The organism is Paraburkholderia sp. A1RI-2L (genome assembly GCF_048957375.1).
Taxonomy (GTDB): Bacteria; Pseudomonadota; Gammaproteobacteria; order Burkholderiales; family Burkholderiaceae; genus Paraburkholderia.
Window position 1 is genome coordinate 388199 of the sequence record NZ_JARBTA010000004.1, and the last position, 20288, is coordinate 408486.

At 65.6% G+C, this 20288-nt stretch carries 17 protein-coding genes; 1 reads left to right on the plus strand and 16 read right to left on the minus strand.

The genetic code is table 11. The features are described from left to right. Positions 1 to 9: 9 nt before the first annotated feature. The 16 genes from PWP93_RS30185 to PWP93_RS30260 all read right to left on the minus strand — a co-directional run bounded on the left by PWP93_RS30185 (position 10) and on the right by PWP93_RS30260 (position 18785). Positions 10 to 1458, minus strand: a complete 1449-nt coding sequence (locus tag PWP93_RS30185) for a hypothetical protein (RefSeq protein ID WP_421047291.1) — start codon at positions 1456 to 1458, stop codon at positions 10 to 12. Further along, complete coding sequence (locus PWP93_RS30190; RefSeq protein ID WP_421028557.1) at positions 1451 to 1945, minus strand: hypothetical protein; 495 nt, start codon at positions 1943 to 1945, stop codon at positions 1451 to 1453. Before PWP93_RS30190 ends, PWP93_RS30185 begins: the two co-directional genes overlap by 8 nt. 56 nt (positions 1946 to 2001) lie before the next feature. Continuing rightward, a complete protein-coding gene (locus PWP93_RS30195) occupies positions 2002 to 2361 on the minus strand; it encodes a hypothetical protein (RefSeq protein ID WP_421047292.1) in 360 nt (119 codons plus the stop codon). Positions 2362 to 2372: 11 nt separating this feature from the next. Then, on the minus strand, positions 2373 to 4481 hold the full coding sequence (locus tag PWP93_RS30200; RefSeq protein ID WP_421047293.1) for a hypothetical protein: 2109 nt from the start codon (positions 4479 to 4481) through the stop codon (positions 2373 to 2375). Then, a complete protein-coding gene (locus PWP93_RS30205; protein WP_421047294.1) occupies positions 4478 to 5125 on the minus strand; it encodes a hypothetical protein in 648 nt (215 codons plus the stop codon). The genes PWP93_RS30200 and PWP93_RS30205 overlap by 4 nt, the downstream gene beginning before the upstream one ends. A gap of 2 nt (positions 5126 to 5127) precedes the next feature. Next, positions 5128 to 5622 (minus strand): hypothetical protein, encoded by a 495-nt coding sequence (locus PWP93_RS30210; RefSeq protein ID WP_421028561.1) that lies wholly within the window; start codon positions 5620 to 5622, stop codon positions 5128 to 5130. Then, positions 5623 to 6342 carry a hypothetical protein gene (locus tag PWP93_RS30215; RefSeq protein ID WP_421047295.1) on the minus strand — a complete coding sequence of 240 codons (720 nt, stop codon included), beginning with the start codon at positions 6340 to 6342 and terminating at the stop codon, positions 5623 to 5625. A gap of 26 nt (positions 6343 to 6368) precedes the next feature. Further along, positions 6369 to 11135 carry a hypothetical protein gene (locus PWP93_RS30220; RefSeq protein ID WP_421047296.1) on the minus strand — a complete coding sequence of 1589 codons (4767 nt, stop codon included), beginning with the start codon at positions 11133 to 11135 and terminating at the stop codon, positions 6369 to 6371. Between the two features lie 19 nt (positions 11136 to 11154). After that, a complete protein-coding gene (locus tag PWP93_RS30225; protein WP_421028564.1) occupies positions 11155 to 11397 on the minus strand; it encodes a hypothetical protein in 243 nt (80 codons plus the stop codon). 21 nt (positions 11398 to 11418) lie between these two features. Beyond that, positions 11419 to 11853, minus strand: a complete 435-nt coding sequence (locus tag PWP93_RS30230; protein ID WP_421028565.1) for a hypothetical protein — start codon at positions 11851 to 11853, stop codon at positions 11419 to 11421. A 45-nt stretch (positions 11854 to 11898) separates the two neighbouring features. After that, entirely contained in the window at positions 11899 to 13083 is a 1185-nt protein-coding gene (locus tag PWP93_RS30235; RefSeq protein WP_421047297.1) for a hypothetical protein, read from the minus strand. A gap of 117 nt (positions 13084 to 13200) precedes the next feature. After that, positions 13201 to 14142 (minus strand): hypothetical protein, encoded by a 942-nt coding sequence (locus PWP93_RS30240; RefSeq protein ID WP_421047298.1) that lies wholly within the window; start codon positions 14140 to 14142, stop codon positions 13201 to 13203. Positions 14143 to 14551: 409 nt separating this feature from the next. After that, positions 14552 to 15634: a porin gene (locus PWP93_RS30245; protein WP_421047299.1), complete on the minus strand. Its 1083-nt coding sequence runs from the start codon at positions 15632 to 15634 to the stop codon at positions 14552 to 14554. A 170-nt stretch (positions 15635 to 15804) separates the two neighbouring features. Further along, on the minus strand, positions 15805 to 16518 hold the full coding sequence (locus PWP93_RS30250) for a maleate cis-trans isomerase family protein (protein ID WP_421047300.1): 714 nt from the start codon (positions 16516 to 16518) through the stop codon (positions 15805 to 15807). A 46-nt stretch (positions 16519 to 16564) separates the two neighbouring features. Then, positions 16565 to 17887 carry an MFS transporter gene (locus PWP93_RS30255; RefSeq protein WP_421047301.1) on the minus strand — a complete coding sequence of 441 codons (1323 nt, stop codon included), beginning with the start codon at positions 17885 to 17887 and terminating at the stop codon, positions 16565 to 16567. Between the two features lie 280 nt (positions 17888 to 18167). Next, a complete protein-coding gene (locus tag PWP93_RS30260) occupies positions 18168 to 18785 on the minus strand; it encodes a TetR/AcrR family transcriptional regulator (RefSeq protein ID WP_421047302.1) in 618 nt (205 codons plus the stop codon). A gap of 227 nt (positions 18786 to 19012) precedes the next feature. On the opposite strand from PWP93_RS30260, the gene PWP93_RS30265 reads away from it, so the two are divergent. Next, entirely contained in the window at positions 19013 to 20281 is a 1269-nt protein-coding gene (locus PWP93_RS30265; RefSeq protein ID WP_421047303.1) for an aromatic ring-hydroxylating oxygenase subunit alpha, read from the plus strand. The last annotated feature ends 7 nt before the right edge of the window (positions 20282 to 20288 follow it).

Sequence of the window (20288 nt, forward strand, 5' to 3'; positions counted from 1 at the left end):
TTGCGCGTCTCATATGATCGTCAGCACCGTTGCGGTGTCCACGAAATCGGCCACCTGGTTGATCGCCAGATCGATGTTCAGGCCGCAGCCGGGCCCGGCGGGGCCGTTCGTCGATGCCTGAGTGAAGTCGATGTTTTCCATCGCAGGCGGATAGCGGAGCAGCATGACGTTCTGCACATCGGTGATGCCGGGCTCGCTCATCAAGGCCCAGATCACTTCCGAGACCCGCACCGGCTCGCCGAACGACAGGCTGTCGATGTAGCGGCGCAGCCGTTCGTTGAGCCGCGCTTTCAGCGCCTGGGCCGGAGCCGATGCGTTGACGGAAGCCTTCGAGCCGAACGGCATCGGAATCCCGCGCACGACCAGGTCCGCGTTCACGCAGATGCCGATCTGCTCGGCCTGCTGCACCTGCGGGAAGATGCCGATCGGACGCAGATCCTCGATGGCCGTGAGCACCGAGGCTTCGAGGCCGTCGGGCCCGTCCCAGATCGCCGAATCCGTGGGCGACACGAGCACGGTGAAATAGTAAGGATTCCCGAGATCACGTTCGCTGCCGAATACGCGCTCGACAAAGTTGAAGTTGCCGAAGATCGACTGGTTGATGTCGAGTCCGCCCCATGCGTCGCGGATCAGCGCCTGGCGCACGCCAGGCACGAGCGATACGGCGATCTGGATCGCGTCGATGGTCCAGATCGAGCGCGGCGCGCGCAGCAGCAACGAGCGGTAGCGCGCGTCGGGCCATTGCAGCTCGCCGCCGGTCAGCTTCGCGCTGTGCGTGATGCTGATGAGTGCCTTGTTCGCGGCTTCTTCCGCCGCTCGCAGATCGGCGAGCTTGGTGTCGTATGGATTCCAGCGGTCGATTCGCTGCGGATGGCTGCCATCCGCCGCCGTGAGAGCCGGATCGAGATTGTGCGAAGGCCCCGGGTAGAACGCGACGACGGCGATATCGGCCTGGGGGCTCGCGGCGGTGATCGTCGCCGATTCGTCGGTCGCGACGTGATGCCCGCCCGGCGTCAGCAGCCGCGCGCCGCGCGGGACCTTGATCTGCGCGACGCCGTCCGGCAGCGTGCCCGTGAGCTTCAGCGTGATCTTGCCGGTCGCTTCGAGGCAGGGCCTCGGCAGGCCGAGCTCCGCGCCGAGGCTGCTCAATGCCTGGCCCTCTGCCGACACCACGAACATGTTGTCGTAGATCGCGCCGAGCGCCGTCCAGGTGCGGGCGTCCTCCAGCGCCGCGACCTCGAAGAGCTTGCGCACGACCGAGCCCGAGGTGAGGTCGAGGTCGGTGCCGAACAGCGCGCGGCCAAGCGCGAGCTTCTCGGCGAGCAGCCGCGCGAACGGCTTCGCGTAGAACCCTTGCGGCGTGACGCCGAACGGGGCCGCGCTGGTCGTCCGGATCACGGACGCGTCCACCGCCAGCACGTCGGCGGTGTCGATACTGGTGGGGTTCTGGTCAGCCATTCGTCGTCACCTGGCCCGCGCCGAGCGCGATTTGATCGATGTTGATGGAGTACGTGTCGCCCGAAAGCGTTTCGAACGCCACGCGCACGTCGAGAATGCGGCTGCCGGACGTGACGGGATCGAGACGGCCGTCTTCGAGCTTGACGTCGACGATGCGCCGGATGCGCGGATCGGCGCGCAGCACCTTGATGACCGCGATGCGAATGCGCTCGCGCATCAGGACCGGGTTGGTCTCTTCGGCGATCGCGTTGATGCCGTCGAAGCCATAGCCGATGTTGAACAGGTCGCTGCCGAGCGCGGTGGTCAGCGCGATGGACAGCGACTGGCCGAGGTTGTCGATCAGCTCGACGCACGCGAGATCGAGCAGGCCGTTCGTCGTCACGAAGCGGATATCGCGTCCGATATCGGCGTTGGCTTCGGCTGGGGCGCACGCGACTCCCCAGCCCAGCACCCTGCGCCGCAATGGGTCTTTCTGTTGGTCGGTCATCGGTCCTCCCTGAGGGGTGCCCTGACGTACGTCCGTGTGCTTGCCTGTCGTTTGCCCTAACTGGCGGTGAGCTTCGTTTGCCCGGCGATGCCGGCGAGCAACTGCTGCGGGGTGGTCTTGGCCACCATGCCATCGGTGGTGCCGGCCAGCGTGTCGAGCATCACCGGCTGGCCACCGGTCTGAAGCTTGGCCGCTGGGCCGCCCGTCACCGAGGCGACCGTCGTGCACGGTTTCGCGGTCGGGCCGGACGCATCGGAAGCGGGCGGCGTCGAGCATCCCGCGATCGACTGGCCTGCAATGCCGCTTTGAAGCAAAACGGCCGCGCCATTCACCTGCAGCTTCGTGGAGCTCGATGTCGATACGTTGCCCGCGTGGCCACAGGTCACGTTGCTCGAAGTTGTCAGCACGCCTGGCATGGCGGTGCTCCTCAATGAACGTTCATGTTGGACTTCACCTGGACATCGACGCTGTTCGCTTTCATCGTGATGGTCCCGTCCCCGGCGTCGATGGTGATGTTCTTCGCGGTGATGGTCACGCTGCCGTCTTGCGCCATGACGATCGACGATTGCCCGCTGGTGTGCTCGATCGTCACCGCCCCCTGGTTTTTTTGCTCTGGCCGATCGGGCCGCTTGCCGGCGTTCCCGAGATGGTCGCTGCCCACTCGCACCGTGAGCTCGCCGACCTCGATGATGCGGTTGCCGTCTGCGTCGATCAGGTCGTTCGTGACCTTGCCGGCGTACTCGGCGGGCGTCTTCGTGTCGTCCACCTGGCTGCGGCTTCCCGGGTCGACGCCGGCGGGCAGGGTCAGCCAGTAGTCGCCCGGCTGAGATGCTGGCCCGTGCCCCGATGTCCACAATGCGCCGATTTCAACGGGATCTTCGGCGCGGCCGTTGCGATGGGCGAGCACCACGCGCATGCCGGGGTAGCGCGGCAGCACCAGCCCGCATTTGCCCCACGCGAACGGCGACGCGTAGCTCACGCCTTCGAGCGGCGCGGGCGTGTCGCGCTGGATGTCGAGGCGCCGGGCCTGATTGGCGCGCCCGTCCGGCCCCACGAGGCCGCGAAAAACGCGCTCGGTCTGGCCCGGCGGCTCGGTCGTGGCACCGCCGGAAGGATGAAAGCCGCGCACCTCGCCAATGTCGACGCTGCGCGGCGTTTCGGCGCCTTCGCGCACCACCTGGCGAATCGCGGAGGCCGCCGACGCGGCGCCATCCGCGCGGTCGCCCGTGGTGCCCGTCGCGCGGCCGGGCGCATGCGTACCCGCGCCGGAGGCCGTATCCCACGGCTGCGACGTGTCCTTGATCTCGACGCCCGTGACGGTCGTCACGAACCCCGACGCCCGTCCGAGCTGGTGCATCACCGAGGTCACGTAAAGATTGATCGGATTGGTGATGGAGTCCGGGTCCGTGCTCATCCCGGGAAGAAGCGAGCCGGCGAATGCGCCGCCGAGCAGCGAATTCAGAAAGCCCGGCTGGGTCACCAACTCCTCGGGGGGGCTGTCGAAGGTCGCCATGTCGCCCGGTTTGATGTCGGGTCGGCCCTTGAGCGTGAGCCTGAACTGGCGGCGCGTTGGGGTAAGGGTGGGCGCGGGTGGGGTTGCGTCCGCGGCGGCGGCGGGTTTTGTCGAGTCGGATGAGGCGTCCGGATTGGCCTGAACGGCAGCGAGCGGCTCGGCGTTGAGCAGCCCGTTGCCTAGCGTCAGCGGCTTCGATTTATCGTTCGGGGCGAGCGGGAAGCTACGGATGCCGAAATATAATTTTCCGTCGCGGATCACCATCAAGCCGCGCCCATACTTGCCGCTCGCTTGTTCCATCCGTGTCGCGAGGTCCTTGAGCGCTTTGGCATAGGTGCCGCCCGAATCGATCGAGATCTGTTCGTCGCCGGGACTCGTCGCCGAATTGCCGCTTGCATTGCCGCTTGGGTTGCCGCTGGCCGTCGGCATCGAGCCGTCTTTGCCGAAGCCCTGCAGCTGGATGTCGACGTGCGTTTGCTTGCCGATCGTCGTGACCGCCTCGCTGAGCTTGTTCGCTTTCACCGGCTCCGCGATCTGTACGGTCGACAGGTTTTGATAGACCCGCTCCTTGCACTCTATGGTTGCCTCGTAGCGGCGCACTCCCACCGCACGCGACACCTTGACGATCCGCAGCACCGAGACCAGCGACGACTTCATCGACTCGGGATCGAAGCGCCCGAGCGTGTCGGTCAGGCCGCCGAGGTTGGCGAGATAGCCGAGCGGGCTCGCGTTCGCGTCGATCCAGTACAGATAGAGCTGCGCGACCGTCGGCTGCGACGCCGCGCCGGTCTGGGCGATCTTGGCGTAGTCTGCGTCGGTCATGCCTTCGACGGTGATCGAGCAGGCGCCGGCTTCGAGCCCGGCGGGCAGCGTTGCGCTCAGCCGCGCCTCGTAGTCGGCGGAGCACACGGTCCATAGCGCAGGCTGGATCGCGCCGTCGCTATCCTCCTTGTGGAAGGTCAGCGCCCAGCCGGCCGCGTTGCCGATCATCACCTGGTTCGAAGTCAGCGTCGGGAGGCTCATCGCAAGACCCTCGGGATCGTGATGCGCAGCCGGTCGTAGAGCGCCTGCGCGAGGTTCAGGCTGACCACCGAGCGCATCGTGATGTGCGGCGGCAGACGCAGGCGCAGGAAGGGATTGAGCGGCACCGGCCCGAAGGTCTGCACGCCCGTATCGTTGCGGCGCCATGCGAGCGTGAGTGTCGAGCCGTAGTCGCCGGGGCCGATCATCGAGCCCGCGCGCAGATCCCATGACAGCACCGATACTTCGAGACGGCCCGCTGCGTCGCCGCCGTCGGCGGGTACGCTGAACGTCGCGCCGGCCGTGAGCGGGATCGATGCGACATTCGTGCCGCCGCGCTGGATCAGCAGCCGCGCCGTCGAGCGCTCGACGTTGCAGACCGGCGCACTCACAGCAGGATTGGCCGCCGGATCGCATGGATCCGTCTGCACGGTGCTAACCGACACCACCGCGGCCGGGTCCGCCTGCTGCCACTCGCCGGCGAGGCCGGTGGGCACCGCGAGCACGGCGGTGAAGTCGGCGTCGAGCGTGATGGGCTGCGGAATGCCGGTCATGATCTTCTGCGCGAGCGTCGCGAAGCCGTCGGGGGCGGCTGGCGGGTCGGCGGGCGTCAGGTAGCGGTCGACGGGGATGGGCGGCGCGGGCATCGTCAGTTCCCTCCTGCGTCCATCAGCGCGCCCACGCCGACGCTCGCGAGATCGAGCAGCTTGCCGAGCGCGCCGGGCAGCGGCATGTAGGCCAGCTGGATCGACACGTCGAGCGCTTCGCGCTTCGTCGTGCTCGCCGTGAAGGACAGCGACTGGATCTGCATGTCGGTGCGGATCGTCATCGCGGTGATCAGGATCAGGCCCGACACCTTGCCGCCGGTGAACGAGCCGAGCGCCGTGCCGCGCTTGCTCGACTCGGCCAGCGTTTCGAGCGCGAGCTTCCACGCGAAACGCTCCATGCCGACCAGCACGCCAGTCAGGTCGATGGTGTCGTCGTGCACGCCCACGATCGCCCGCGCGCCGGTGGAACCGATCGGCGGCAGGTGGTAGGTCTCCGTGAGCTTCATCGTCGTGACGGCCCAGATCGGAATCGGCAGGATGCCGTCCGAGATGATGGCCGACGGGATGTTCGCGTAGTTCTGGTAGCTGGAGGCCATCTATTTCCTCCCGGTGGTTGCTTCTTGCAGTAACGCGGCGATCGCGTCGTGCACGGGCGCCGGCGTGCCTTCCTCGGTTTCCACCGACCACGACGCTTCGCCCGGCTGCAAACCGATGGCGCTCGCGCAGTGCGCGAACGCTTCGATCACGCTGCGCCGGTTGCGCTCCACGAGTTGCGCCGGCTGCTGTCCGAATGGCCGGCCTTCGCTGTCGAAGCGCGGGAGCTGGCCGCTGAGCGGATAGCCGAGCATCGGCAAGCAGAGGCGGATCTCGCGCCAGTTGCTGGACCAATGGAAATCGATGTACGCGAGGGTGAGCAGCGTCGGCGTCGGGCGTGCCGCTCCATCGGCGGCGACCCGCCCGTACCACGCCGGCGCTGGAGACAACTCCGGCGCGACGTAGCGCAAGCCGCCTATGAGCTGGACCAGATAGTCGTCGCCGGCGGGAAGATCGTCCACGACGCTCGCCTTCATGGCCGCACGCCCGTCGAGTTGCGTGACCGGCGACGTGGTCGCGGTCTCGCCCGGCCACGGCGCTCGGTCGATCGCCGGCCCGGCCGGCAACCAGTCGTACGCTTGTCCGGAGACGAACGCGTGGCACTCCATCGGAAGAAAGACTTCCGGCGACCAGCGCTCGATCAGGCGGCGCAGCGTCCCGGTCGGGCCGCCGGCCACTTCGACTGTCGATGAAAAATCCAGTATCAGATCGATTGCAAGCATGGTTTGTTTTGCCTTGTCCAATCAGCCTATGGCGTCCAGCTATGGATCAGCGCGCCTTGCGAATTGTAGAAGCGCACCCGGGCGATGCTCTCCGAGCCCACGGCCTTCACTGTCACACGATCCAGAAAGGGCGCCAGCGAGCCGTCCGCCTGCATTTGCGCGAGCAGGTTGTCGAAGGAGAAGCCGTCCGCGGACGGATCGATGCGGACATCGATCTCCCGGCGCAGCCAGCGTATCTCCGTGCGACCGCCATAAACGCCGCCGGGGCTGTATTGGACGACCTTCTTTCTCAAACTCGACGAGCCCAGGCTCTTTTCCAGCGTGAGCAGCGGATTGGCGGGATCGACGGCTGGAATCTCGGTGGCCACCGACTCGCGCCCGATAGTTTCCCCCGTAACTGTCGTGAGCATGACGTCCGGGCCTTTCACGCCTTCACCCGCGACTTCGACTGTAGCGACATTGACATCGGTTGGCAGCGTCAGCATCGTTTGCGCCTGGGCCGGCGAGACGTTGTCGCCCAGCAGCCGGACATACGCGCGCGCTTCCTCCGCTGCGGACGGGAAGGTGGTGGCCCTCGGACCGGTGCCGACCGTGCGGGTCGGAAATCCGGACTGGCCGATATCGGCGGCGATCTGGTCGATTTCGGCGATCGGCGTCGGTCCGCGTGTCGTCACCGACTGGAGCGACTGGATCAGGTCGGTCATCTCGAAGCGCTGCAGGCTGCCGCCGCTCAGCGCGCGCACGCGCGCGAGGAGCCGGCCGAGCGCGTCGATCGCCGCGCCTTCGTTGCCCGGGTAGCGGCCCACGAAGGCGCGGAAAGGCGTGCGATTGGCACGCTGGCGCAGCATCTCCATCACTTCGTCATGGCCGATGATGGCCTCGGCGTGTCCCAGTTCGTTCCAGTACGGCAAGTCGTCGCGATACAGCCCGCGCAGCGCGGAGTCGAAGCGCGCGCCCGTGAGCCGCTGGAATTCCTGGACGGTCATGCCCGAGCGCTCGACGTACACGTTGTCGAGCGCGCGCTGGAGTTCCGTGTCGAGCGTCAGATGCTGCTGCAATACGAACAGCAGCGAGTCGGGCGGAACGCGGTTGCCGGCGCGCAGCAGTGTGGCGATTGCGAGATCCTGCTGGTCCTGCGAGAACGCGCGCAGCGCTCCGGCGAAGGCGTCGAGGCCGGCCACTGCATCGGCAATCGTCGTGCCGAACGGGCCGTGCGCGGCCGCGAGCGTGCGGAATGAGTCGAACCCGTTGCGGCCGATGAAATCGAGCACATTCGGCGCGCTCGCCAGCGGCTCGAGAAAGCCGTCCTGCGCGATCCGATTCACGACTTCCTGCCGCTGCGCACCGAGCCAGCGCAGGTAGCCGGGCGCGTCGGCAGCCGGGATCGCGCGCATCAGCGTATCGGCTGCCGCCGACTCCAGCGCGCCGTACAGGCGGTCGAGTCCCTCGCCGACGCCCGCATTCAAGCCGCCTTTTTCGAGCGCCTGCGCGACGCCCTCGGGCGTCACGAGTTGCTCCGGACGACGAAGCATTTCCAGCGCCGAGATCTGCTGTTCGTCGGTAAAGGGCGCGAGCCGGCCGAGGAAGGCTTCGCAATCGGCCGCCGAAAGCCGGAACGACGGCCCGGCCAGCACATCCCAGATGCGGTTGATGTCCCCGGTCGTCAGGTGGTGCAGCAGATTGGGCGACGACGCCAGGCCATCGAGCTGCCCGCCGCCGATCAGCGCGCCCGCGCGTTCATCGGTAAGCCGCCCGAGCGCGTTCAGCAGTTTCTGCGCGCGGCCGCGGTCGACTGCCACCCGGTTCAGGAACGCCAGCAGTTCTTCTTGCGACATGCGTGCCGCGCCGGCCTCGGTCGTCGACAACAGCCGTTCGAGCCCGTCGGTCTCGACTGGGCCCATGCCGATGTCGGCGAGCTCGAAGACCCGGCGGAACATCGAGAACTCGAAGCGCCGCCCGATGGCGCCGAGGCTCAGCCCTTCGCCGAGCGTCGCCATGCGCTCGCGCAGGCCGGTGATGATCGTCTGCACGCTCGATGCTTCGAGAAAGGTCGCGAGACGTTCGCGGATCGCGGACAGCGCCTGCGAGATCTCGGCCGCATAGCGGGCGGGCGAGACGCCCGATCGGCGGATGACCCCGATGGCTTCGTCGGCGGTGTTCAGCACGGTTTGCCCGCCGACCCGGAACGCGCCCTGCAGCGCCGGGCCGATCACGAACTCGCCGAACAGCCCGAACACGGCGCCCATCGTCATGCCGCGCACATACTGGCCAAGGCTCGGGCCCGGCCCGTTGCGCAGCAGCGTGTCGGCGAGCCCATGCGAGAACACGACCGCGCCGCCGCCGAGCGAGCCGCCGACGATGCCCACGAAGAGCCGTTCCGCGACCCAGCCGCCGACGATGTCCGACATCGTCGCGCGTCCGATGCGCAGCGCGATCGCGCGCCCGCCGATGCCCGCGAAGCGGAAGGTCAGCGCGAACAGGTAGCCGTCGATCGCGGCCATCACGAAGCCTTCGAGACTGTAGTGCTTCGCAGTCGCGAGATAGAGGATCTCCGAGACGAATACCGAGGTCAGCACGGCCCCCGTGCCGCCGGCCGCCTCGACCAGCGCGGTGACGATGCCGGCTTCCCACGCGACGGCAATCACCGCAATGCCGCCGATCACGAGCCCGACCGTCTCCAGCCGGTCGCCCATGCGGCCCAGATCCCAGCCGAACAGGAGCCACTCGAAGTCGAGTTCCGTGGTCGTGCGGCTCGTGCCGGCAAGATCGGTCCAGCTCGATTCGCCTTCGATCTTCTGGACCATGTTGAAGGTCACGTTGTAGCGCTCGATGCCGCGGTCGACGACAAACTCGATCGCGGTCACGCGCAGCGACGTGATCTGGGTGACGGTTTCGAAGTCGTCGTTCGAGAGGTGGATCGCGGCCACCGCCCGGTTGATCGCTTCGTTCGCGAACTCCTGGTTGTTGAAGTCCCTGGCGACCCGGCCGGCCATGATGTCCCCGAGCAGCTGATTGGCCGCGGTCTCCAGGGCAGCGTCGAACTCGGCCCGCCGTTCTTCGCGCAGATGCTTCACGCGCGCGTGCGACGCATAGTCGGCGTAAGCGTCGGCGACCACGCCGTTGTGCGCCACGCGCCGGTCGGCGTCGTGGAACAGCCACATCGCGCCGCTGTCCGGGAAGTAGGCGTTCTTGAGCGCTGCGCGCGTCGCGTTGTTGTAGTCGCTGCGCATCTGGCTGATGCGCGGATGGGCGTTGTAGCGCGCCGACGCCGTGGCCGCCTGGATGAAGTGCAGGGCGGCGTCGCCGCGCGTGCTCGCCATCTTGTCCAGCAGCGCGTCGAACCACCGGCCGCCGTCACGCCGCTGCAGCGCCTCCATCCAGAGGTCGAACATCGTGAGCCTGCCGGCCCCGTTGGCGCGGGCTCCGGGGTCGCTGGTGCAGAGCGCGTCGAGCCGGCTCCACCACGGGATTTCAGCCAGCGAATCGCCGCGCGGATAACTGCCGAGCAGCGTAACGATGGCATCGGCGATCTGCTCGGCACGCGCACGGTGACTGGCCGCGAACTGCTGGTCCTCGCTCAGCGCGAAGGTCGCGGACAGCAGCGCGCCGCGCCAGCCGACCCGCCAGCGGCCCCAGCGGCTGTCCGCATCGAGCGCCAGCGTGGCCGGGGTCGTCAACGGCGCGACGATTGTGCGCACGGCATCCGGCAGCGTGTCCAGCGTGTCCTGATTGAGCAGGCGCAGGTCCCGCCTGGGGTAGACGAGCGGGCCTGCAGACGGCAGTGGGTCGCGCGTTTCGACGAGTTGCTGCAGCGTCGTCGGGAGCACCGGCGCGGTGACCTCGACCGGCGACACGTGCAGCGTCGTCGTTTCGTCGCCCATCGCGGCGATGAAATCGGGCCACGACACGCCCAGCGCATCGCGAAACCCGTCCTGGTAGACGAGGAACTCCAGCTCTCGGTTACGGACCGCGACGTCGACCGGCGTGCCGGGCCGCGCATAGGTCTCCAGCGAGATGGTCGGCAGGACCATCATCGTGAAGATGACCTGCGCGCCGGGCATCAGGTAGACCTCGCCGCCGTAGATCCTGAGGTAGCGGCTGTTGCCGCTCAGGTCGGATGTGGCGCCCGCAACGAGATTGTCTTGATCGAGTTCGATCACGCGCCGCCGGTCCCGCTCCGACAGGTTGATCACCCAGAACCCGTCTTCGCGTCCGGGGTGCGCACGGCTCAGCTCCAGCGCGCGTGCGGACAATTCCGCCGAGAGATCGTCGCGCCGGTACGGCCGGTCGACCCGCACGACCCACAGCGAGACCCATTTCAACTGCTCCTCGTAGTCCGCATAAACGGTGGCGTAGTCGGTGTGGCGGTCGTGGATGGAGGTATCGAGGAACGCGAGGTACTCGCCGACCTTGGCGTGAAAGTTGATGCTCGTCAGCGTTTGCCAGCCGCGCCACGGCCGCCGGCGCAGGCTCGTGCCGGTCGTTGCCGTCCTGCCCGTGGTCGGGGTGCTCGCCTGCGTGCGCGCCGAGCGCTGGATCACGCGCGCGAGGCGCGCCTCGGTGTCCTGGCGCGTTTCGGCCGGGACGCTGCGCAGGTTCGCGCCACGCCACGAGAAGGTCGGGTCGTGCACGACGATGGCCGAAGGGTCGCCGGAGCGCGCCGTCGCCGCCGACGAACGCCGCATGGCGCGCGCCATCGCCGCCGCGAGCGCGGCGTCGAGGTCGGCCGGGCGATGCTCGATCGCGTCGAGATCCACCGACAAACGCACCGGAATGTTGACGTTGATCCGCATACGCGCAGAGAAGCGGGTATCAGCCGGTCAGCTCGCGGGCGAGCCGTTCCAGCGTGGCGTGAATCAGGCGGTCCTCGTCGATGGCCGCCACCGTGTTGCGGACCTCGATCTCCACCGGGAAGTGGTAATGGACCTCCGGCGGGCCGCTGCCGCTCGTTTCGTCTGCTTCGGAACCGAGCGACCAGCCGACCGAATGGCCGTCGTGCACGAGGGTTCCCGAGGTCGGATCCTGCGTGTCGTGTCCGCTGTGTCCATCAGGCATGGTCGGTTACTCCGGGCGGGGCTAGGGCAGCGTGGCGGTGGTGTTGCTCTTGTCGGTCTCGGCGGCGCTGAGACAGAAGCCGGTGAACGTTGCCGTGGGCGCGCCCGAGACGGTCGCGGTGGACGGCACCGCGCTCGTGATGACGCAGTTGCTCATGACCACCGACGCGTACGCCCAGTCGTTGCCGTTCATCGACTCTTGCAGCGTGACGTCGAACGGCGTGCGCTTGATCGCCAGCGCGGTCAGCTCGGCAGCGACCGTGCCGATGGCCTTCACGGTCATCGTGAACGTCATCGACTGCGGCGAGTAGATCACGCCGATGTGCGTGTGCTCGATCGAATGCAGCGGCTCCGCAGTCAGCGTGAAGGTGGGGGTGAACGAGTCGATCGGCGTGATCGTTCTGGTCTGGTTGTTTGCCGTATAGGACACGGCCAGCCGGGTGTTCCAGTCAGGCATGTTGGGCTCCTCTTCGGTAGGCAGCGCGGGAAACGAAGCGGTCGGTCAGAAGCTCGGCGCCAGCGTGACGCGCAGCTGGTGCACTGCCGGGCCATAGGTGATCGACACGAACACGTCGACGGTCCGGTTCGCGCGCGCGGTCACGACCAGCGCGCTGTCCGTCGCGCTCCAGGCCGACTCGGGCGTCATCAGGATGTTGAGCACCGGGATCGTGGTCGAGTAGTCGTCGATCACGGCGGCATTGAGCAGCGGCCCGAGGATCGCATCGATGCGCACCTTGACCTGCGTGAGGCCTGCCTTGGTAATGCGCGAATCGCCGATCAGGCCGATCAGGCCCGCCTTGAGCCGGAAATCGATGTCATCGAGCACCCGCACGATGTCGATGTAGAGCAGGCTCGCGTCGGTGGTGTAGCAGCGGCCCTCGCCGAAGTAAAAGCCGCCGCCGACGATCAGCGAGGGCTGGATGATCGGCACGATGCCGGCCTCCGAGAGCGCCTTGATCTCGCTCGGCCCGTACTGGCTGGCGGTCGGCACGCTCACGCCGCGCACCTGCTTGAGCACCATCGAGACCTGCGGCGCGTAGCCGGCGATCGCGCCAGTGGCCGCCGAGGCGACGTCGACCGTCGCGCCGCGCGCGGCCACCAGCACCATGCGGCTCACGTCGCTCTTCAGCGGCGTGGCCGTGGCGTCGACGTCGTGAACGTAAGTGGGCGACTTAGCGGTCGCCGGGTTGACCATCGCCACGCCGAGCCGTTTCTGGCCTTGCGACGACATGGTCTCGACGTGCGCCTTGAGCGCGAGCAGGTTGGTCGGCGGATTGCCGCCGGCGGCGGGCACGCCGACATCGGTTTCGTTCGCGAGGCAGACGAAGTCGACATCGTCCGCGGCTTCGAGCGACGCCAGCGCGCCGGCGTAGTCGTTGCCGTTGACCTTGACGCCATACACCTTCGAGGGCGTCGGACTTTGCAGCATCGCGAGCTTGAGCGAGGTCGACAGTGTCGTGTCGGCCACGCTGCCGTCGGGGTTGACCTTGGCGAAGTGCTGCGACACGTCTGACGCCGTGTCCACGACGGTCGGCATGTCGAATGCCGCATCGCCGCCGTCTGCGCCGGCGGGGGTCTTGCCAACGATCGCGATCACGCCGGGCGAGCGCTGCGCGATGGGCATCAGCGCGGACGTATCGATGTTGACCAGGATGAAGGGAAACGCCGCAGGGACGGTTGCTGACATAAGTTGCTCCTTTGATGTCAGTTCTGAACACGAAACGGGCGATCCATGCTGGCCCGGGGAAATTTCGCAATGCCAGGTTTAACGGCTCGAATCGATATGGATTGCTAACATGCTTGTTTAGACGACCGCGAGGCCGATTCCCTGGAGCACCAGCCAGCCAGCGGCCGCCGCACGCCGCGCGCTTCGCGCGGCGTCGGCCGCCATGCCTGCGGCGGCGCCCGGCCAGCCGGTATCGTCGAACGTCGCGGCCGGCACGATCCAGGTGATCGGCAGCGGCTCGCGGATCGGCAGCGTGGCGTCTACCGCGCGGGTGAGGCCCATCTGGCCAAGCTGCTGCCGAACGATCCGCGATTCCGTGAGCAGGTCGCCAACCGAAAAGCCCACGTCGCGGATCATCAGCGCGGTCCCGATCGGCAGCGGCTCGGGCAGCGACGGCACGTCGTTGGGCGGCGAAAAAGTGATTTGCAGGGGATAGGCATGGAGCACGCCGCGCAGGTTCACAATCAGGTCGCTCACGGACGATGCGCCGTTGTCGCGCAGCCACTGGTCCAGCAGCGCGCCTGTCATCAGGTCGGGCTGCGCGAAAGCTGCACGCAGATGCGTGAGCAAGCGCGTGCGCCGTTCGTTTTCGAGCGCGGCGGAATCGGCCGGCAGTGCGCCGAGCGCGGCCACGATCTCCGCATCGATCTGTCCAGCATCGACCACGTTGCCGCGCGCCGCGCTCACGTGTCCGGTAGGCGGCGTCGAGCGGGCGATGATCGCGCCGCGCCAGAATGCATCCACGCGAATCGCGCTTTCGCCGAGCCCCGACAGCACGAACTGCGAGTCGGTGCGCTCGCCCGTGGCCGAGCGTCCCCAGTATCCATCGAGAGTGGCAACGCGCGGGACCGCGAGGCCGAGCTGGATATCGTCGAAGACCGCGCTGTACGGTCCTTGAATGGGCATCGCGCTGGTGTCGTAAGCCGTCGATGCGATTTGCGCGAGGCTGTCGCTGTCGAAAACACCACCGCGAGCCGCCGGATCAGCGAGCCTGATGAGGACCGTATCGACGAAGTTCACGCTGGCATCCTTTCTTCGCTAGCCTGCAGACAATCGTGGCACTACGATGAAAACAGACAGCACTGTTTTGAATTGAAATTCAAAAGGCTTTGCCGTGCGTTGAGCGTAGACGATGGGTGAATCTTGTCAAGAAACGGCGAGATTGCGCATCGCTCATTCCTCAGGTGTGAGGCACCTCACGCGCGAATCGTTCGTTGGAGATTATTTAAGCATCTCAGTATCGAATGTTTATTCACGTGTGGATAGATGAAAGCGCTTTCGCAAATATCGAAAACAAACTTTGGTATCCGAAACGTGATTGCGCGAGAGGATCGATGGCAATGCGTTTTGCATGCGCAAAGTTTTTCCCGTCGTCCTCGGTTGCATTGCTGATTTCCGGATACGGCGCGTTATCGGCTTGCCAGCACACTCAGAACTTGTGGCGCAACCCGGCCACCACCACGGTTTGGCTTGCAGAGCTGGACGGAGAGAACATGTAGACGTCGGCGTTCGCACCGCTGGCCCGCTGGTAGTCGCAGAAAAGGTAGATATCGGTGCGCTTCGAGAGGAAGTAATCCGCACCGGCCTGGATGTTGTTCCAGTGCGGCGCGCGGTTATGGCCGCCATATCGGCCGGCAGTGTACACATAGCCCGTCGAAAGCAGCAGCGCCGGAGTTACGCTATATGACGCGTTCACATCGACGTTTACAAGATGCAGGCTGGTCGTGTCGAGATAGTCGTACCGCACGTCGGTCACGAGACCGGAGACGCGCTGACACCGTACGCCCACTGAGGGATCCAACGGACTCGAATGGAAGAGCAGGAAGGGGGCACCTGCGTAGTCGTCGGTCAGCGCACCCGAAGGGTTGGCACCCGCGCCAGGGCGATCGTTCTGCAGGTAGATGGCCGCAAGCCTGAACTGGCTTGCCTCGTAAGCAACACCCGAGCTCACCGAGCGATTGAGCGCCCACTGGCCGGCGGCGTTGCTCACGGCGTACATGACCTGCGCGTGCAGACCGCCGACCGTAGGGCTTTGGTACTTGAGCGAATTGTTGTAGCGATAACTGCCGAACACGTCGTCGTTGTCGCCTGGGTGCACGGCAAGCCCCGTTGCGGCAATGGCCGATTCGAAGGGCGCGAGGTAATCGTAAGCGGTGTCGTACTGCCGCCCCGCCGTCAACGTGCCGAAGCGCTCGCTGCTCAGACCCACGTAAGCTTGGCGCCCGAACATGCGGCCGCCCTGTTGAAACTTTCCGGTCGTGATGTCGAAGCCGTTCTCCAGCGTGAAGATCGCTTTCACGCCGCCGCCCAGGTCTTCCATCCCGCGCAGTTCGAAGCGGCTGTTCTGGTTCGTACCCGAGACGAGTTTCAGGTTGGCATGGCCGCCCTCGTTGCTGGCCCAAGCGAGACCCTCTGAGAGAATGCCGTACAGCGTGATGGAGCCTTGCGCCTTCGCGGGCGCATGCAGTGCCACCAGGCCGAATGTCAGGATGAAACCGGTTCTCAGGCGCACGAACGCCTTGCATGGGGTTGCAGTTATTGTTCTTTCTGATGGTGATGGGAATACGTTTCCAGCGGCGCTACGATTGGCAGTCCAAAAAATATTGGACAGGAAAGACGATTCGATTGTCGCGGGACGGGCAGGCCGTCCCGGTGCGGTCTAAAGGAACTTGGGCGGCGAGCCTAGTCGAACGCGCCTGCGAGCAGCGCCCCGTAGCCGTGCGGCCGTTGCGCGAGACCGAGCGTGCGCAAGCAATGCCAGAGCAGCGCCTGGTTGCTGGTCACCACCGGTTTGCCGCGCACTTCGATGGCGTCGATGACGGGCGCGAGCTGAATGCCAGCGCAACTGATCAGGAACGCGTCGACATTGGCGAGATCCACGCGGTTGGCGAGCTCCGCCCAGTGCTCTGGCGGCAGCATGCCTTGCTCGACCGGCGTGGATCGCGGGTCCGAGATTTCACTTACGATCTCGATGCCCGCGCGCGAGAGAAACGCACGCTCCATCTCGACGACCTCGGCCGGATACGGCGTCATCAACGCGACGCGTTTCGCGCCGCAGGCGGTCAGCGCGGCGAGCACCGCGTCGGTGGTGGTGACCGAACGAATGCCGGTTGCCGCGAGAATGCGCCGGTTGATCGCATCAGCCCCGACCGCCATGCTGGCGGCCGTGCAGTTCATGGCGATGAGCTCGACAGCGGCTGTGGCGAGCAACCCTGCGTGCGTTTCCACGTCGGCAACGACAGCGGTGTCGCTCTCCAGCGAGGTCCGCGAGAAAGGCATGCGCGTGGTGACGAACTGAACTCCCTCGGGCGCCATCAATTGCACTTCAAAGTCGCACAACCCGCCGGACGGATACAAATGCCCAATGCGGGCCCGAGTGCCAAAGCCGAGACTCATAACCAGTTCCGTGACAAGAAAACAGATTTGCCGAAGCACGTGCGCATCATGCGTCGCGCGCGCGCCGCACGTGTTCCGGCGTGGGCGTGAGCAGCACGGCAAGCGATGCGAGCAGCGCGGTCGCGGCGAACATCACGAAATTCCAGAAGGGGGAGATATTCAGACCGGCAAGGTAGCCGCCGATCACCGGGCCGCACATCGCCCCGAAGCGTCCTATGCCCACTGCCCAGCCCGTGCCGGATGCGCGCGCGTGCGGAGCGTAGTAGTTCGCCACGTAGCCGAGCAGCACGAGCGCCACGGCGATACTGCCAAACCCCGCACACGCGACGAGAAGGTAGTTCACTACCATTACGTTTTTATACGAGAGCGCGGCGATCGACACTGCACCGACGAGAAACGCCGAGGCGATCGTGAGGCGCGGGCCGAAGCGGTCTGCAATACGCCCGATCGCCACGCCGCCCATTGCCGCCGCAAGATTGAACACCGCGAAGAACGACAGGCTCGAGCCAAGATCGTAACCGTTCTTGCGCATGATCTGCGGTAGCCACGTGCCCAGGCCGTAGACAAGCATGATCGCCATGAACTGCGCGGCCCACAGGCAGAGCGTGCCCATCGCGTTCTTGCGCGAGAACACTTCATGCAGTACCTCTCGAAACTGCGCCTTTTTCTGCTCGCCCGGCGCGCCGCGCGCCGGTTCGCTCATGCCGAGCCGCACGGCAAGCTTGCGCGCATCCTCGTGGCGGCCTTTGCGCACGAGGAACTCGAGCGACTCGGGCAGCCACATCATCAGCACGGGCACGAAAAGCAGAGGTGTTGCGCCGATGGCCACGACCGCGCGCCAGCCAAAACTCTCGATGAACGCCATGCCGGAGAGCGCCGAAACGAGCGCGCCGATCGGATAGCCCGAGTACATGATCGCGAAGTTCAGGTTGCGCCGCTTCGGCGGCGAATACTCGATGGTCAGTGCTGCCGCCACGGAAATGACGCCGCCGAGTCCAAGGCCGCCTATGCCGCGCATGAGCGCGAAGATGGCAGGGGTTGGCGCCCACACCGCGCCGAGCATCGACAGCGAAAACAGGGCGACGCAACCGATGAGGAGTTGCTTGCGGCCCGCGAGATCGCTCAGAAGGCTGATGAAGTAAGCGCCGAAAAGCGTGCCGACGAGCGCAGCGCTGCTCATCTGGCCGATTTCCAGCGGCATGAGGTGCCAGTGCGTATCGGCCAGCAGCGAGGGGACGATCGTGCCCATTACGCCGATGTCGTAGCCCTCGGAGACGATGGCGACCCAGCATAGCGCGAGGACGAGGCAGGTTGTGCGCAGCGGGATGGTTTGGGCGGGGCTTTCGGCCGCCGCATCGGCAACGTGCATGACATCTCCGGATGATTGGGAAATATGGAATCGGAACGGGCGCTATGGGGACCGCCCAGGCGATGCCATGGCGCGTCAGACTCAGCGACTCGAATAAATAGTGGCATTCATTATTTTTGAGCGCAAACCAGTGTTAACCCTGGTTCATATCAAATTTCTCCCTGCGTGGCGCGATAGGGATCAGGAAAAAAGCCATAAATTCAGGGGAATTGTGGATTCTGCGCGGGAGGCCGTGCGCCGCGGTAAACGCGCGGCGCTGGAATTGTGTGAATCGTATTAGTTATACGCTTTCCGCACGCTTGCGACGCGTGCGTGGCGCCGGTACCTCCGGCCCCAGCACGAGGTCGACCATGAGCGCCGCAACGGCTTCGAGGTCGCGCGTGTCGCCGATGCGGCTGTTGATCGCGAAGCCGTCGTGCGCCATCCACAGCACATGCGCGAGCAGCTTGTTGGTTGCCACATGGGCGACCTCGGGCGGCAGGCTCTCGACGATCAGTTCCGTCACGAAGTCTTCACAACGCGCGAGCAGGTCGTTGGGCTTGGGCGTGCCGCGCGGCGCGCTCGCGAGTGCTTCGATCATGGCGTTCGCGAACGAGTAGTCGGCGGCCGGAATATCGCCCCAAAGCCCCAGTACGACGCGGCGTAGGCGCGTGCGCGGCGTGGGGAACTTGCGCACCGCATCGCGCAGCGTCTCGAGCTGCTGCATCAGCCACGGCGTATAGATCTCGTAGAAGATCAGCAGCTTCGAATCGAAATATACATACAGGTTCGCGACCGTCATGCCCGCAGCGCGGGCAATTTCCGTCATTGTCGTCGCCGTGTAGCCCTTGCGACAGAACAGATCGAATGCCGCGGCGACGATTGCGTCGCGCACGTCTGCCTTTTTGACTTGTGCCATCCATGTCCCCTGTGCGGCCGCCGCTTCCCGCGCGGCCCCGTTGTTGAGCGGTCGATCCCGGAGCGTGTCATGACCGGGTTGCATTCGTTATTTTACCAGGCCTCCCGGGCTCGGCATGTCGATCGGCGTTAAGTCTTGGTCCGGATAAATTGACACTTGACAAGGCTAACGCTGAAAAACAGAATGGCATTTAATTTTGAGAGCTGATTGAACGGAGGCATCGCACCATGAAACCCGAAACGTTTTTCCTCACGGACCGCTATCCCGAGCTTGGCAAAGGCCCGGTGCCGCTCGAACCCTATGTCTCACCCGAGTATTACGAGCGCGAGAAGACGCAGATCTTCAAGAAGACCTGGCTGCAAGTTGGACGTGTCGAAGAGATTCCGCATCCGGGCGACTATTTCGTAAAGGAGCTGGCTGCCTGCGATACCGAAATCATCGTGGTGCGCAACAAGGCCGGCCAGATTCGCGCCATGCACAACGTGTGCGCGCACCGCATGAACCAACTCGTGTACGACAAGTGCGGCCATACGCGCAAATTCTTCTGCAAGTTCCACGGCTGGGCCTATGACCTCGACGGCAAGCTCACCGGCGTGCCCGACGAAGACTGCTTCTTCGACATGAGGCGCGAGGACTATGGTCTCGCCCAGGTGTCGTGCGATGTGTGGCAAGGCTTTATCTTCGTGAACATGGACCCGCAGCCAGCGCAATCGCTGGCCGAGTTCATGCAGCCGGTTTATGGGGAGGTGGAGGGCTACCCGTTCGACAAGCTCACCTGCGGCTTTCAGTGGACGAGCGTTGTGAACTGCAACTGGAAGCTCGCGCTCGATGCATTCCAGGAGGCTTACCACGTTGCCTATGTGCACGGACGCTCGATTGCCGATGCCATTGACCGCAGCGAAGGCGGCAGCATGCGCCCGCTCGACGTGGTATGCGGCGACCTGCACCGGCGACTTTCGCTCGCCGGCAACCAGAAGTCCGTGTATGGCAACCCCAAGGCCGTGACCTCGGGCGGCGCCGCGGCCGAGCAGGCGCTGGCCGAATCCGCACAAACTCGCCCGATTGCGGCAGCGGCCTTGCGCGCGGCGATCGGCAGCGCGAAGCATGAGTTTCCGCTCGACGCGCTGCCCACGGGCGTGAACTGGACGAAAAGCGAAAACTGGCTGTTCGACATCAACGTCGTATTCCCCGACTTCTACGTTTCGCTGCGTCCGAACTATTGCCAGGCGTACAACTTCCGGCCCATCGCTCACAACAAAACCCTGTTTGAAGGCCGCGTGTATTACCCGGAGATGACCACTGCGGGCGGGCGCTTCTTCCTCGAGTACATGAAGGTCGCGCTGCGCGACGTACTGCTGGAAGACATGAGCACGCTGGAGCGCACCCAGCGCGCCGCGGAAACAGGGGCGAAGTCTCACATGATTCTTCAGGATAGCGAAATTCTGGTCCGGCATGGCGCGCACGTCGTCGACCGGCTTGTCGCTGCTGCCATCTGAACTCACG

Coding starts and splice junctions, on each gene's coding strand:
- PWP93_RS30185 (WP_421047291.1), bottom strand. CDS start 1,458: ATGGCTGACCAGAACCCCACCAGTATCGACACCGCCGACGTGCTGGCG.
- PWP93_RS30220 (WP_421047296.1), bottom strand. CDS start 11,135: ATGCGGATCAACGTCAACATTCCGGTGCGTTTGTCGGTGGATCTCGAC.
- PWP93_RS30235 (WP_421047297.1), bottom strand. CDS start 13,083: ATGTCAGCAACCGTCCCTGCGGCGTTTCCCTTCATCCTGGTCAACATC.
- PWP93_RS30200 (WP_421047293.1), bottom strand. CDS start 4,481: ATGAGCCTCCCGACGCTGACTTCGAACCAGGTGATGATCGGCAACGCG.
- PWP93_RS30190 (WP_421028557.1), bottom strand. CDS start 1,945: ATGACCGACCAACAGAAAGACCCATTGCGGCGCAGGGTGCTGGGCTGG.
- PWP93_RS30230 (WP_421028565.1), bottom strand. CDS start 11,853: ATGCCTGACTGGAACACCCGGCTGGCCGTGTCCTATACGGCAAACAAC.
- PWP93_RS30260 (WP_421047302.1), bottom strand. CDS start 18,785: ATGGCACAAGTCAAAAAGGCAGACGTGCGCGACGCAATCGTCGCCGCG.
- PWP93_RS30250 (WP_421047300.1), bottom strand. CDS start 16,518: ATGAGTCTCGGCTTTGGCACTCGGGCCCGCATTGGGCATTTGTATCCG.
- PWP93_RS30195 (WP_421047292.1), bottom strand. CDS start 2,361: ATGCCAGGCGTGCTGACAACTTCGAGCAACGTGACCTGTGGCCACGCG.
- PWP93_RS30265 (WP_421047303.1), top strand. CDS start 19,013: ATGAAACCCGAAACGTTTTTCCTCACGGACCGCTATCCCGAGCTTGGC.
- PWP93_RS30210 (WP_421028561.1), bottom strand. CDS start 5,622: ATGGCCTCCAGCTACCAGAACTACGCGAACATCCCGTCGGCCATCATC.
- PWP93_RS30215 (WP_421047295.1), bottom strand. CDS start 6,342: ATGCTTGCAATCGATCTGATACTGGATTTTTCATCGACAGTCGAAGTG.
- PWP93_RS30205 (WP_421047294.1), bottom strand. CDS start 5,125: ATGCCCGCGCCGCCCATCCCCGTCGACCGCTACCTGACGCCCGCCGAC.
- PWP93_RS30225 (WP_421028564.1), bottom strand. CDS start 11,397: ATGCCTGATGGACACAGCGGACACGACACGCAGGATCCGACCTCGGGA.
- PWP93_RS30255 (WP_421047301.1), bottom strand. CDS start 17,887: ATGCACGTTGCCGATGCGGCGGCCGAAAGCCCCGCCCAAACCATCCCG.